At 40.5% G+C, this 13,586-nt stretch carries 14 protein-coding genes; 4 read left to right on the top strand and 10 right to left on the bottom strand.

Annotated elements, in window-relative coordinates; translation table 11 throughout:
• Window positions 1–10: 10 nt before the first annotated feature.
• Together NSU19_RS18945 and hemQ are read right to left on the bottom strand one after the other, a co-directional pair.
• Window positions 11–388 (bottom strand): cell wall hydrolase, encoded by a 378-nt coding sequence (locus NSU19_RS18945; RefSeq protein ID WP_144597646.1) that lies wholly within the window; start codon window positions 386–388, stop codon window positions 11–13.
• A gap of 605 nt (window positions 389–993) precedes the next feature.
• Window positions 994–1,761: a hydrogen peroxide-dependent heme synthase gene (gene hemQ, locus NSU19_RS18940; protein WP_063389059.1), complete on the bottom strand. Its 768-nt coding sequence runs from the start codon at window positions 1,759–1,761 to the stop codon at window positions 994–996.
• A gap of 225 nt (window positions 1,762–1,986) precedes the next feature.
• Between hemQ and pta the strand changes: the two genes are divergently transcribed.
• Window positions 1,987–2,961 (top strand): phosphate acetyltransferase, encoded by a 975-nt coding sequence (gene pta, locus NSU19_RS18935; protein ID WP_063389129.1) that lies wholly within the window; start codon window positions 1,987–1,989, stop codon window positions 2,959–2,961.
• Between the two features lie 76 nt (window positions 2,962–3,037).
• Here pta and NSU19_RS18930 read toward each other — a convergent pair whose 3' ends face one another.
• From NSU19_RS18930 to NSU19_RS18910, 5 genes are all read right to left on the bottom strand, one after another.
• Window positions 3,038–3,544, bottom strand: coding sequence for a YwhD family protein (locus tag NSU19_RS18930; RefSeq protein ID WP_063389058.1), 507 nt, complete (start codon window positions 3,542–3,544; stop codon window positions 3,038–3,040).
• 15 nt (window positions 3,545–3,559) lie between these two features.
• Entirely contained in the window at window positions 3,560–4,222 is a 663-nt protein-coding gene (locus NSU19_RS18925) for a site-2 protease family protein (RefSeq protein WP_339198042.1), read from the bottom strand.
• Between the two features lie 103 nt (window positions 4,223–4,325).
• Window positions 4,326–4,844 (bottom strand): YwgA family protein, encoded by a 519-nt coding sequence (locus NSU19_RS18920; protein WP_063389056.1) that lies wholly within the window; start codon window positions 4,842–4,844, stop codon window positions 4,326–4,328.
• 17 nt (window positions 4,845–4,861) lie between these two features.
• Complete coding sequence (locus NSU19_RS18915; protein WP_339198039.1) at window positions 4,862–6,187, bottom strand: HD domain-containing protein; 1,326 nt, start codon at window positions 6,185–6,187, stop codon at window positions 4,862–4,864.
• Window positions 6,188–6,364: 177 nt separating this feature from the next.
• Window positions 6,365–6,589: a DUF1450 domain-containing protein gene (locus NSU19_RS18910; RefSeq protein ID WP_094244732.1), complete on the bottom strand. Its 225-nt coding sequence runs from the start codon at window positions 6,587–6,589 to the stop codon at window positions 6,365–6,367.
• 182 nt (window positions 6,590–6,771) lie between these two features.
• Here NSU19_RS18910 and NSU19_RS18905 point away from each other — a divergent pair, with 182 nt between their 5' ends.
• A complete protein-coding gene (locus NSU19_RS18905) occupies window positions 6,772–7,449 on the top strand; it encodes an RsfA family transcriptional regulator (RefSeq protein WP_066251351.1) in 678 nt (225 codons plus the stop codon).
• 226 nt (window positions 7,450–7,675) lie between these two features.
• On the opposite strand, the gene NSU19_RS18900 is transcribed toward NSU19_RS18905, so the two are convergent.
• The 3 genes from NSU19_RS18900 to NSU19_RS18890 form a co-directional block, all read right to left on the bottom strand.
• Window positions 7,676–8,290, bottom strand: a complete 615-nt coding sequence (locus NSU19_RS18900; RefSeq protein WP_063389052.1) for a PH domain-containing protein — start codon at window positions 8,288–8,290, stop codon at window positions 7,676–7,678.
• A gap of 19 nt (window positions 8,291–8,309) precedes the next feature.
• A complete protein-coding gene (locus NSU19_RS18895) occupies window positions 8,310–9,143 on the bottom strand; it encodes a lipoate--protein ligase family protein (RefSeq protein ID WP_339198035.1) in 834 nt (277 codons plus the stop codon).
• A gap of 284 nt (window positions 9,144–9,427) precedes the next feature.
• The gene (locus tag NSU19_RS18890; protein WP_339198032.1) at window positions 9,428–11,488 is read right to left on the bottom strand and encodes a PBP1A family penicillin-binding protein; all 2,061 of its coding nucleotides are present in this window, start codon (window positions 11,486–11,488) and stop codon (window positions 9,428–9,430) included.
• A gap of 197 nt (window positions 11,489–11,685) precedes the next feature.
• Here NSU19_RS18890 and speE point away from each other — a divergent pair, with 197 nt between their 5' ends.
• Window positions 11,686–12,516, top strand: coding sequence for a polyamine aminopropyltransferase (gene speE, locus NSU19_RS18885; protein WP_082829608.1), 831 nt, complete (start codon window positions 11,686–11,688; stop codon window positions 12,514–12,516).
• Between the two features lie 93 nt (window positions 12,517–12,609).
• On the top strand, window positions 12,610–13,491 hold the full coding sequence (speB, locus tag NSU19_RS18880; RefSeq protein ID WP_063389049.1) for an agmatinase: 882 nt from the start codon (window positions 12,610–12,612) through the stop codon (window positions 13,489–13,491).
• Window positions 13,492–13,586: the final 95 nt, after the last annotated feature.

The following is a 13,586-nucleotide window of genomic DNA, read 5'->3' as shown; positions in this document are numbered from 1 at the left end:
GTTCAACCTCCTAAAATCTGTATACGCTTGGGCAAGCAGATTGTGCAGGAAAATAAAAACAATGGGATTTATATCGTCCTGAGTTATATTGGTTATACCATGTAGCAGGGCAATCGCCATATGGCTTAAAAAACCACAAAGCAGTTTCTGCAGGACTGTAGCGGTTTCCTTTCAAAACTTTTCTTGCTAAGTCTATTTCATTTTGCCTTGCAGCCTGATAAAAATATCCTTTCTGTGTGGCTTCGAAGCCTCCGGGGCTTTGAAACACCATACTGCGAACGGTGCGTATATCCTTAAAGTCTAAACAATCTGCAAGGACACGGTTGACACCGACATTGCCTACAAGAAGCATGCCTAAATCTCCGTCTCCTTCTGCTTCAGCTCTCATCAATCTGGCCAATAGCTTTACATCTTCTTCAGTATGTGGGAATTACAGCCATTTTTTCACCTGCCTTTTTCTTTAAAAAGACATTGCCTAAATAGTAATCTTTCATTCCAATGTATGACGATGAAACCTTTTTTATGACATTCGGAAAAATTCCCATTCCGACATCTTTGTTCTGTATAAAAGAAAAAAAGAAGCTTATAAAGTATGAGGGGCTGTCTAATAAGTCGATTTTCCGGCTTATAGACGCCCCTTTAATGTTTTAGAAACACTGATATATCAATGCTTATGATGTTTTATTTTCAGTGGATTTTGACTGGACAGCCCCATATTTTGAGAAGTGGCATATATGTATTCATCCATGGCGCTTGGCATGGTGCATGGTGTTGGGAAAAGTCACCCTCTCGCCCATTCTTTCCATTGAAATTTTTCTTCAAATCTCCCCGTACTTTTATTTTGTTGCACGTAAGAAAGAGATAAATCGTGATTTGTTACACTTCCTGCACAACATGACCTTTTTCCGTACACATTAAGCATGTCAGCTAGGATTTCTTACTCACTATGGGCGCCCTTCAGCAGAAAAAACCAGTACTGAAAGCAGTACTGGTTTATACATGTAAAAATGCTGCAATTTTTTCAGGATGCAAAATGTTGCCGACAAAGAAAGAGCCAAATTCGCCGTATCTGGCGCTTACTTCATCAAAACGCATTTCATATACGAGCTTTTTAAACTGCAAAACATCATCAGAGAAGAGCGTGACGCCCCATTCCCAGTCATCAAATCCGACAGAACCGGTAATAATTTGTTTTACTTTATCTCCGTACTTGCGGCCGATAAGTCCGTGGCTTCTCATGAGGCTCCGGCGCTCTTCCATCGGCAGCATATACCAATTGTCATTGCCTTGACGGCGTTTATCCATCGGATAGAAGCAAACATATTTTGATTTCGGCAAAATAGGATATAGTCTAGATCGGATATATGGATTTTGATACGGATCTTCATCATTTCCGCCGCCTACGTAGCTGCTCAATTCCACAACGGAAACATATGAATAGGCAGGGCTTGTATATTCAGCCAGTTTTGTTTTATTAAATTCCGTTTCAATTTCATTCAATTCTTCCATCGTTGGCCGGAGAATCATGATCATCAAATCTGCTTTTTGTCCAACGATCGTATATAAAGCGTGGCTGCCTTGTTGGTCTTTTTCCACTGCACTCCATTTTTCTAACAAATTCAGAAATTCATGAATAGCTTCCTGGCGTTCATCGCTAGATAAAGTTTTCCAAGCGCTCCAATCGATCGAGCGGAAATCGTGCAAACAATACCAACCATCGAGCGTTTCAACGGCTTCATTTGAACGAACTTCTTCACTCATTTTCGTCACCTCTCATATTGGCTATGTACAAGTTTACTATACCACAGTTTAGGGGAGAATATCCGGGTAAAACAGTATGACAATTATGTGACAGAAAAAAGTGCTGTTGAAAGCGCTATGATGAAATTTTTCATTTTAAATTTAAGAGCAGGTGGGGTATGCTAAAAGTGAATGGAACAATTCATGTTAAAAGAATGTTTTAAGATTAAGGAGGCTGACTTTGTTTTGGCAGACATTTTTGCAGCATTGAAAAATAAAATATCGGGAAAAAATATTAAAATTGTTTTTCCTGAAGGATTGGATGAGCGAATTTTAACAGCAGTTTCCCGATTAACAGAGGAAAATTTGTTACAGCCCATTTTAATTGGGGATGAAACAGAAATTGAAGAAAAAGCAAAGAGTTTAAATATTTCTGTTGCAGGTGCAAAAATATATAATCCTGCCAATTACAGTGGAATAGAAGAGCTTGTTCAAAGCTTTGTTGAACGCCGTAATGGAAAGGTGACAGAAGAAGAAGCACGGAAGCTTCTTTTGGATGAAAATTATTTTGGCACGATGCTTGTTTATAAAGGGGAAGCGGACGGGCTTGTGAGCGGTGCGGCACATTCAACCGCAGATACAGTGCGGCCGGCTCTTCAAATCATTAAAACGAAACAAAACGTGAAAAAAACATCAGGCGTATTCGTCATGGTTCGTGGTGAGGAAAAATATATATTTGCTGATTGCGCGATCAACATCGCTCCAACCAGTCAGGAGTTAGCAGAGATCGCTATTGAAAGCGCGAAAACGGCAAAAATGTTTGATATCGACCCTCGCGTTGCTATGCTCAGCTTCTCGACAAAAGGTTCAGCAACATCCCAGGAAACAGAAAAAGTGGCAAAAGCAGTTGAATTGGCAAAAGAAATGGCTCCGGACTTAATATTGGACGGAGAGTTTCAATTTGATGCAGCTTTCGTGCCGTCTGTTGCGGAAAAGAAAGCGCCGGGATCTGTAATTAAAGGCGATGCCAATGTATTTATATTCCCGAGCCTTGAAGCTGGAAACATCGGCTATAAAATTGCACAGAGACTTGGAAACTTTGAAGCGATCGGACCGATTCTCCAAGGATTGAATGCTCCAGTGAACGATCTATCTCGCGGCTGCAACGCTGAAGATGTATATAAATTAGCGATAATCACAGCCCTTCAGGCGCTTGCATAAACAAAAAGCAGGGAATTTTCCATCAAAAATTCCCTGCTTTTCACATTTTTTGCTGAATCAACAACACCTTCCGCTTCTAAACAGAAAGGCTTTGCTTTAATTCATCGCTTGAGCGCTCCCACATGCCTTCATCATGGTTTCGAAGAAAATCGGAAAGAACTTTTTTCGAGCTTTCATCCATGTGGTCGACAATAATGTTCCGTTTTAGCGATTTATCCATGCGGTTTACGTGTTCAGGCAATGATTTATAACCTCGTCTTGCCTCGCGATCAACAGTCATATAACAGGCAGCAACCCCGGCATAATATGGCCCATCTTCTTTTCTGTCAATTGTTACCCATACAAGCCAATACGGTTTTCCGTTCGGAACGTCTTCTTTCACATGAGTAAATTTAATGCCGCGTTCTACCTGGCTTCTTGCATGCATTGCGCCGATATCTACAAATGCCGTTTTTTCCTCGATGTCAATGAAGACAGGGGAAACATTTTCCAGGCTAAGGGTGCCTGCTCCAAAGCCGCGATGGCCGTCAGTTGGATCGTTTTTAATAATTTGGAACTCGACCTTTTTCTTTTTTTCTGTCATGTAAACATCCCTCCTTTAAAAGAACGGTTGTAAAACGAAATGAAAAAGAGTGATAACGGCTCGGCTTCCCCAATTAAATATCGGATGAATAATATATTGATCCAAAGGGGTGATAACAATAATTAAAAAAATAAGCACTCCGTAATTTTCATATTGAGTAAGCTTGGCGCGGATGTCCGGCGGGGCTAAATCTTCAATGATGCGATAACCGTCAAGCGGCGGAAACGGCAATAAATTAAAGATAAACAACATAATATTTAATGATATAAGAATATTAAAAAATTGTTCAACCATTCTGGCTCCATCATAAGATAAGCTGGCAAATAATCCAAACGAAAAGAAAAAGTTCAGCAGCAAAAAAGCGAGAAAGGCAATGAATAAATTGCTCAATGGACCAGCAACAGATACTAATACCCCGGATAAGCGGGGATTTTTAAAATAGAAACGATTCACCGGAACGGGTTTTGCCCAACCAAACCCTGCCAAAAATATTAAAAGAGTACCGATCGGATCTAAATGGGAGATCGGATTAAGGGTCAGCCTCCCTTGATTTTTCGCTGTCGGATCTCCGAACTTATAGGCAACAAATGCATGTGAAAATTCATGGATAGTGAAGCCGACGATCAAAGCAATAATGACAAACGGTATAACTTCTAAATCGTAATATAAAAACGGCAAAAATGCGCCCTCCTATTCTAACAATTTCCTTTGCTTACAGTATACTATAAAAAGGTTGAAATACATAAAAAGGATTTTCTTCATTTTTTTTTTAGGGGAAAATTCAGCTGATTTTTGCACTGAATTTGTGATCTTGCAATCGTTGAATAAATTGATAAGCTTCCTCCACTTCCTCATCCGTATAACGCTGCTTTTTTTTGAGCGTGAATACTTTTTCCTTCACTTCTTCCTTGTCCAAATGATCAAAATATAAAATGGTTGATACAAGTTCTAAAAAACGTGCTGATTGGGCGTTTAATTCATTTATGCAATTCTGCAGTTCGGGCATGTCCAAATCGTAATGGCTTAAAAATTCCTGCCCCGACTTTGTAAGGGAATATTTGTATTGATAATAGCCGCCTTTTTTTTCTTTTACTTCATTGATAAAGCCCATGTTGCAAAGCTCTTCAATGCGAAGCGTCAACTCTTCTGAATACGGCCCGTAAAAATGGAATTCGTATTTTTCATAAAAGGGATAATTAAGTTTTTTTGCTATAAATATAATTTTTTGCAGTTTTTTTCGTCCGATGATCTCTTTCGAAGCGGACAGCACTTTCATTAATTTTGCGTGTTCGGTTAACACACCCTTCATCTCCTCACCTACAGAATAAATCCATCTTTGTCAGTTAGCTGCAAAATTTCTAAAATTTGTTTTTTCAAGTTTCGTTTCTCCGAGAAATCTTTTAAAAAATCAAGAGGAAAATATAATTTATGATCCGTTCTCCGCTTTCCGGTAATGGCGTCCACAATTTCCGACTCTCTTGAAAGCTCCCGTATTTCCCCGTTTGGCATGAGCAAATGGATCGGCAGCCGTTCTTCTTCCTCGCCCGGTCGGTAAAAATCGTACGGAAGATCTGAAGACGAGTCGACAACAAGATAATATTCCGGATCAATGCCTGCTTTTTTGAACAAATTCGTTAGTTCAATCAGCTTCATCAATTGTTCATTGGACGGTTGAAACTCCACATATTTAAACAGGCGCCTGTTTATAAATCTGTTGCACAGATCGCTTAAAATCGGATCCTTTTCCTCTTGCCATTCTTGGAAATAATAAAGGATGATGGATTCGTCTAATTTTAAATAATCTTCGACTGTAACATCTCCTTTGAAAATCGAATAAAAATGGACTGGATCTGCTTGGAATGAATAATTATTTTCATACAGAGCTTTTGCTCGATGGAGAATTTTGGACAAAATGACTTCAGCGCTTCTCGTTACTGGATGAAAATATACTTGCCAGTACATTTGATATCGGCTCATAATATAATCTTCGACAGCATGCATGCCGCTGTATTTAATGACGACTTGATCCTCTCTCGGCCTCATCACACGCAAAATGCGTTCCATGTCAAAATGGCCGTACTGAACGCCTGTGTAAAAAGCATCTCGTTGCAAATAATCCATTCGGTCGGCGTCAATTTGGCTGGAAATTAAGCTGATAACCTGCTTATTTTTGTATGTTTTCGCAATGACCTCTGCCACTTTTTTCGGGAATTCCGCCCCTGCATTTGAGAGAACACGGTTTATTTCTGTATTTCCTAAAATAATGGCTTGGGTAAAATCTTCGTGATCCAGATGGAAGACCTTTTCAAACGAATGAGAAAAGGGACCGTGTCCGACATCGTGCAAAAGGGCAGCGCATAAACTTAGCAGCCTCTCATCTTCGTTCCATTCCGGTCTCCCGCGAAATACGTCATCAACAATTCGGCGGACGATCTCATAAACGCCTAATGAGTGGTTGAATCGGCTATGCTCCGCACCGTGAAAAGTTAAAAAAGTTGTCCCGAGCTGGCGGATGCGGCGCAGCCGTTGAAACTCTTTTGTCCCGATCAAATCCCAAATGATTTTATCGCGAACGTGGATGTAACGGTGAACCGGGTCTTTAAAAACTTTTTCTTCTGGCAGCTTTTCACTTGCATAGGTCATTTTCTTCCCTCTTCCGTTTTGACATGATTATATTATAACTTGTTTAAATTCAGGTGAACACCTCGTTTTTTAAAGTGCGATTCTAAACAGACACAAAGGAAAATCGGGTCCATGTCGTTCAACAACCTTAAATAAAAAACCGCCTCAGGAAGCATTCATTCCTTAAAAGGCGGTTTCTTATTTTTTAAGCTTTGCTTTCACTTTTTCTATTAACTCTTCTTCCGTTAACGCAGCGACCGGACGGTTGTTCACAAATACAAACGTTTTCTTTCTTCCGGGCCCGCAGTACGATTGGCAGCCGATTTCAATTTTGCAATCGGGATCCAAATTCTTTAATTTCGGAATAAGCGATTTTAAATTTGGCGCTTTACAATCGTCGCATACACGGAACTCATTTGCCATCCTTTTGAACAATCCTTTCTTCATGAATAAGCACTATCGGGTAGTATACCTTGTCTTTTTTTTGAAATCAAGTACAGCGCTTTTCTGTAAAAATCTACTATCCTTGTATATATTTTTAATCTTTTGGGAAAAATGATGCTAGAACAAATAGTATTATTCAAGAATAAGGGAGTTGAGAGTGAATGAAAACAAGACAGGATGCTTGGACAGAAGAAAACGATCTGCTATTAGCAGAAACCGTTTTGCGGCATGTCCGTGAAGGAAGCACGCAATTAAACGCTTTTGAAGAAGTTGGTGATAAGCTGAACCGCACGTCGGCCGCCTGTGGCTTCCGCTGGAACGCCGTTGTGCGCCATAAGTATGAAAAAGCTTTGCAGCTTGCAAAAAAACAGAGAAAGCAGAAAATGAGAGCGCTTGGGAAAGGCCAGACTGCAAAGAAGCGATTGCTTTATACGCCGCCTGAAGCGTCGCCTGGTGATTTTACTGAAGTAAATGCGGTGCAAAATTCAAAGAATTATAATCATCCAGAGCTCGCAGCCAATTCAAAAGTGGAGCTGACAATGGATAGTGTAATTGAATTTTTAAGAACTTACCAAGGGAACAGCGAACATATCGAGGCTTTGCAGCAAGAAAACGAGCGTTTGAAAAAAGAAAATGAAGAACTGATTAAGAAAAACGAAGAGTTGGAGAAGAAGGTTGCCAAGCTTGAGGAAGAATCGAAAACAGTTCAAGAAGACTATGAAACACTTATGAAGATTATGAACCGCGCTCGAAAGCTAGTTCTCTTTGAGGAAGAAGAACGTCCGACAACAACGTTTAAAATGGATCGAAACGGCAATCTGGAAAAAATGGCGGAATAGCGGAAGACGCTCCGCCTGCGTCTTTTAAAGGACAAAGAGCGGCAGCCTGATCTTATTCAATATTTTGAATAATAGCCATACAAAAAATAAAAAGGGATTGCGGCATTAGCCGCAACGTCCGAAAGTAGCAGGCATTCGCCAGCTACTTCAAACAAACATACGAAATCAAGTAGAGAAACGGTTTGTTTTTCTCTGCTTGATTTATTTTTTAGCATTTATTTAGTGTTTATTGCTGGATAAAAAGGTCAAACACAAACCCGTAATCTTTTAAATTGTATTGCTTTTTCGCATTCATCAGCCAATTGAACGCAATATCGTTAATTTCTTTAAATTGCTCGGAAATATTGCTTTCATTTATGCGGTTGTTGGTGAATACAGAGGCGGCCATTTGCAGGCTTTGTTTTGCATACTCCATATAATTGTCATGATCGTTTGAAATTTCTTCTATTTTAATCAACGCTTTATACAAATCTTTTAGCTCTTCTAAATGTTTTTTATGAACATCAATGGAAAAAGGCGTGTTTCCAATTTGGAATTTGATTTCTACATCTAAATCAATAGTCCCTGCCGTTTCAAGCACAACGTTTGAAACGCGGTGGGCATAGTAGTCATACCGCTTTAAAGTGCGTTTTTTGCTGACAGCGCTTGTGCCGTCAACGTGGATTAACGCTTTGTTTGTGAAACAATACTCGTCGGTTTTCGACTTAATGAGGAAGTAGATTTTTTCCCCATCCTCATGCATGACATAATCATCCGCGTCCACTTTATCATAATCCTCCGGCTTGATCACCGTGCCGATATCACTTAATCCTAAAACATCAGAAGCTACTTTTTTAAACATAACTTTCTCCCTTCCCGATTTACATATTAGGCAAAAATTTTTCATTCCGCTCTATCATTCTTATGAAGTTTGCTTCATACAATTCCAGTTCAAAGTCGGTTAAATTGGAGGAATAAATGCGGCCGCTCAAATGTTGTAAGGCTGCAAAAAGGTCGTGCACCACATCCTGGACGGTTAACTTCACCTTTAATAATTCATGTAAAGACGCCATCGTGCTCGGATTTACGTTTGGGTACTTGAAATGTTCGGCTTCTCCTTTTGTTGCCTTGTCATAAAACTGTTTAATCACGTTTGCGCGCGCTGCTCCGCTTCCTGTGATGCATAAATAAATTTGAACCGCTACGCCTCTCTTAAGACGGCGCTGAGAAATGCCGGCAAATTTTTTGCCGTGAATGCTGAGGTCGTAGCTCCCGGGACAATATGAACCGACAATTTCTCCTGCTTCGACTTCTGCACCATACGGTTTCAAGATGAAACAGATTAAATCCTTCATTGCATCATAACCACGGTTAATGTCAATTCCTTTTTCCTTTTCCGGTAAAATGATCGATACGTTTAAAATCCCTTCATCCAAAACAACAGCCAACCCGCCGGAATTTCGAACGATGACTTTATATCCTTGTTTTTTTAAAAAATCTACTCCATCTTTTAAAAACGGGGCTCTTGTATCTTGAATGCCGAGAACAATCGTATCATGATGCACCCAAGTGCGGACTGTCGCGGGGGACATGCCGCTCCCGACTGTCGTGCACAACGTATCATCGTAAGCGAATGATTGCTTGGCATCAAAAAAGAGTCCTAAGCTTGAATGATCGATGATTCTCCATTCCGGCTGTTTTAATAATTCGTTCATTGCTGTGATAATCCTTTCAGTCGTGTGTTTTTAAGCATGAAAAGGATAGTAGAAATCGGCTATTTCGTTTATTTTTCCTCAGATTCTTCGCTGAAGCTTTCGAAAAATATAAGAGCTGTAGCATACATGTAATCGGTCGATTTCTACAAAGACTGGCCTCTTGTTATGACATCTGAATATATATCGTCCTTTTTTATAGTATATCATAGGAGCTGCATCTTCTTTGAAAAATAAATAAGGGCTTGCGTCAAGACTATGCGCAAACCCTTATTTTGCCTATATGTCTAAAACCACGGCATAAGCCTTCTCCATAATGGTTCATCCTTTTTTTTCCGCCCGCTGTTTTTCGGCTCTTCCATATTGTCGAGGTGCTCCATGCAATATTTTGTTGGTTCCGTGCCTTTCACATAATACGCAAGGCGGGAGACGGGACATTCTTTCGTCGCTAAAAGCCCGTTTTCCGGATTGACATAAACACCGACAACTCCTTCAGGCGGCTTAAATTGTTTTACAGGTTCATGTTTCAACGCTTCTTCCATAAAGCCGGCCCAAATTTTTTTCGAATAGGCTCGTTCCTCGACCATGTCAATCGTCTTTCCTTTGTCATAACCTGTCCATACACCTGCTACGAGCTGCGGGGCAAATCCGATCATCCAGCTGTCAGTCTTTGTCGTCCCGGATTTCCCAGCAAAAGGCCTTGATAGTTGATCGATAATGTTTTCCCCTGTAACAGTTGTATAACTGTTTAGCTTTCGATCAAACATGCCGGTCATTAAATGTGCGGTGATAAAGGCTGTTTGTTCATTTAGAATTTGCTCCTTTTCAACATTTGCCTCATATAAGACTTTTCCATTTTTATCAATGATTTTACGGACAAATATCGGTTTTATTTTTTGACCGCCGTTCGCTAAAATGCCGTAAGCGTTCATGAGATCGAGCGGCCTTACGGGAGAAGTTCCTAAAGCTAGCGACGGAACCATTTTAAAATTTTCTCCGATTCCAAAAAGCTTTCCCATTTTTATTAATTGATCCATACCGATAAACATATGGGTTTTAACAGCATAAATATTGTCGGACAAAGCAAGGGCTTCTATTAATGTAATTTCATCATTTGCGTAGTAGCCATTGTAGTTGCCCGGGGAATACGTGTTTGTTCCATTTTGAAAATGGAACGTTGTCGGCTCGCTTTTCAGCGTTGTGGACGGCGTAAATCCATTTTCCAAGGCTGCATAATATAGAAACGGCTTAATCGTTGAACCAGGCTGACGTTTTGCCTGAGTCATGCGGTTAAAAGGGCTCTCTTTATAATTCCGTCCGCCGATTAGAGCTTTTACCTCGCCTGTTTTCGGATCGATTGCCGAGAAGGCAACTTGGATATCCGAGTCTTTCCTCATGACTTTTTCTACGGTCGATTCAGCAATTTTTTGCAGATTTGGATCAAGAGTAGTAAAAATTTTCAGACCGGCTGTTTCAATTAATTGGTGGTCCTGCAATATTTCTTTTACTTCTTTCATAACCTCATCTTGAAAATAGGGGGCGAACTTTTCTGTTTTGGTGTTTTCGTTCGTTTTGAACGTTAATTTTTCCTTTGCAGCCAGTTCACTTTCTTTTTTTGTAATTAACCCTTGTTTGACCATTGTCTGCAAAATCATCTCTTGTCTTTTTTTTGATAAATCATAGTTCACCATCGGTGAATAGGAGTACGGTCCTTTCGGAATGCCGGCAAGTAGAGCGGCTTCGGCTAGCGTCAAGTCCTTTGCCTTTTTGCCGAAGTAATAACGGGAGGCCGCCTCGACCCCGTAGGCTCCGTGTCCATAATATATTGTATTTAAATAGCCTTCTAAAATTTTTTCTTTCGAGTAGTTCATCTCGAGTCGAATGGTATAAAAAGCTTCTGTCATTTTCCGAGCCCACGTTTTTTCAAATCCAAGATATAAATTTCTTGCGTATTGCTGGGTGATTGTGCTGGCTCCCTGCACCTTTGCCATCGCTTTGAGATCGGCAACGGCAGCACCTGCTATTCGTTTAAAATCAAAACCGTGATGATCATAAAAATTTTTGTCCTCAATAGCGATTGTCGCATTGATTAAATAGGGTGAAATTTCATCAAGCTCCACCCAAAAACGGCGGCCGCCGTGATGCTCCTCACCGATTTTCGTTCCGTTGCTTGCGTACAATACAGTTGATTGCGGCACAACAATGGAAGGAGCGCCTTGTACTTTAGCCGCAATCAAAACAACCGCAATACAAATAGCTGCCGCAGCAAAAACAAAAAAATGAATAAAAAATAATGCCCGGATTGTTTTGATGGTAAGACGAATGCCTTTTGGCGTCATCGCTTCCATTTCCATCACCTCTTAAGCCCGTTCGTTTTGTTATTCAGTATGAGGTGATTCGCAAGTTTTTAAACTTCCACCTATGAAAAATGAAATTTATTCTTTGCAATTTTGATAGATTCCACTATACTTTTTTTGAGGTTTACGTGTTGTCTGTTCAAATTAGGGAAAGATATTGGAAAAACATATGAAAGGAAGATTAAATCTTGGGAGGACTTTGGTATACAGAAAAACAGACAGAACATTTCGGGATTACGATGAAAATTAAACGCACTTTACATACAGAACAGACCGAATTCCAAAAATTGGAGGTAGTGGAGACAGAAGAATTCGGCAACATGCTTTTCTTGGATGGAATGGTAATGACATCGCAAAAAGACGAATTTGTCTACCATGAAATGATGGCCCATGTACCGTTGTTTACTCATCCGAAGCCAGAATATGTGCTAGTTGTCGGAGGAGGAGACGGAGGCGTTATCCGTGAAGTGCTGAAGCATCCAAGTGTAAAAAAAGTAACACTTGCAGAAATTGACGGCAAAGTGATCGAGTATTCAAAAAAATACTTGCCGGAAATTGCCGGAAAACTAGATGATCCACGCGTTGAAGTGAAAGTTGGCGACGGCTTTATGCACATTGCACAAAGCGAAAATCAATATGACTGCATTATGGTTGATTCAACCGAGCCTGTCGGTCCTGCGGTCAACCTCTTTACAAAAGGGTTTTATGCAGGAATATCCAAAGCTTTGAAGGAGGACGGCGTTTTTGTCGCGCAAACGGATAATCCTTGGTTTAAGGCAGATTTGATAAAAAATGTCTATCATGATGTGAAAGAGATTTTCCCGATTACAAGGCTATATACTGCAAACATCCCGACATATCCTAGCGGGCTGTGGACATTCACGATCGGATCGAAGAAATATGATCCAATTGAGGTAAGTGACGATCGTTTCTTTGACTTGGATTCTAAATATTATACGAAAGAAATTCATAAAGCTGCATTCGCTTTACCGAAGTTTGTTTCCGAAATAATTAAATAGCCTTTAGGAAAACTGAACAAAAAGCGAATAGCATAATACAGTTTAAGCAAGAGGGATCAGCCTCTTGCTTTTTCAGACAGGAGGGTGATGTCCATGCGATTTGATGAAGCTTATTCAGGAAATGTTTTTATTAGAAGCCATCCAAGCTTTGAGGAAAGTGAAGCAGTCATTTATGGAATGCCGATGGATTGGACAGTCAGCTACCGGCCAGGCTCCCGTTTCGGTCCGGCCCGCATTCGGGAGGTTTCCATCGGGTTGGAAGAATACAGTCCTTATTTAGATCGTGAGCTTGGGGATGTAAAATATTTTGATGCAGGCGATATTCCTCTTCCGTTTGGAAATGCAAAGCGGAGCATTGAGTTGATTGAAGAGTTTGTGGACAAAATTTTAAAAGCGGATAAATTTCCTCTCGGAATTGGAGGAGAGCACCTTGTAACATGGCCTGTCATTAAAGCGATGCATAAAAAATATCCAAATTTAGCGGTCATTCATATCGATGCGCATACAGATTTGCGCGAGCATTATGAAGGCGAGCCTCTGTCTCATGCCACTCCGATCCGGAAAGCAAGCGATTTGATTGGCCCGGAAAATATTTTTTCATTCGGCATCCGATCTGGGATGAAGGAGGAGTTTGAATGGGCGAAAGAGGCTGGACTTTACATTGCCAAATTTGAAGTGCTCGAGCCGCTCAAAAAGATTCTTCCGAAACTTTCACAAAGACCTGTATATGTTACGATTGACATCGATGTGCTGGATCCTGCTCACGCGCCGGGAACCGGAACAGTCGATGCTGGCGGCATTACATCAAAAGAGCTGCTTGCTTCTATACATGAAATTGCCCGTTCTGATGTGAAAGTTGTCGGCGCTGATTTAGTTGAAGTCGCACCTGTATATGACCATTCAGAACAAACAGCGAATACAGCGAGCAAATTGATTCGCGAAATGTTATTAGGCTGGGTGGCAAAAAGAAAGTAAAGTCATTTTTCTGCCATAGTGCTTCTGCTATGGCTTTTTATTATTTAAAAGCTGAACAGCTTGGATCGAGCGTCAAGCGGCAGGCCAATATAAAG

The organism is Aeribacillus sp. FSL k6-2211 (assembly GCF_037966125.1).
Lineage (GTDB): Bacteria > Bacillota > Bacilli > Bacillales > Aeribacillaceae > Aeribacillus > Aeribacillus composti.
Note: the sequence above shows the minus strand (reverse complement) of the source record. Positions and strands in the feature narration are given on the sequence as shown.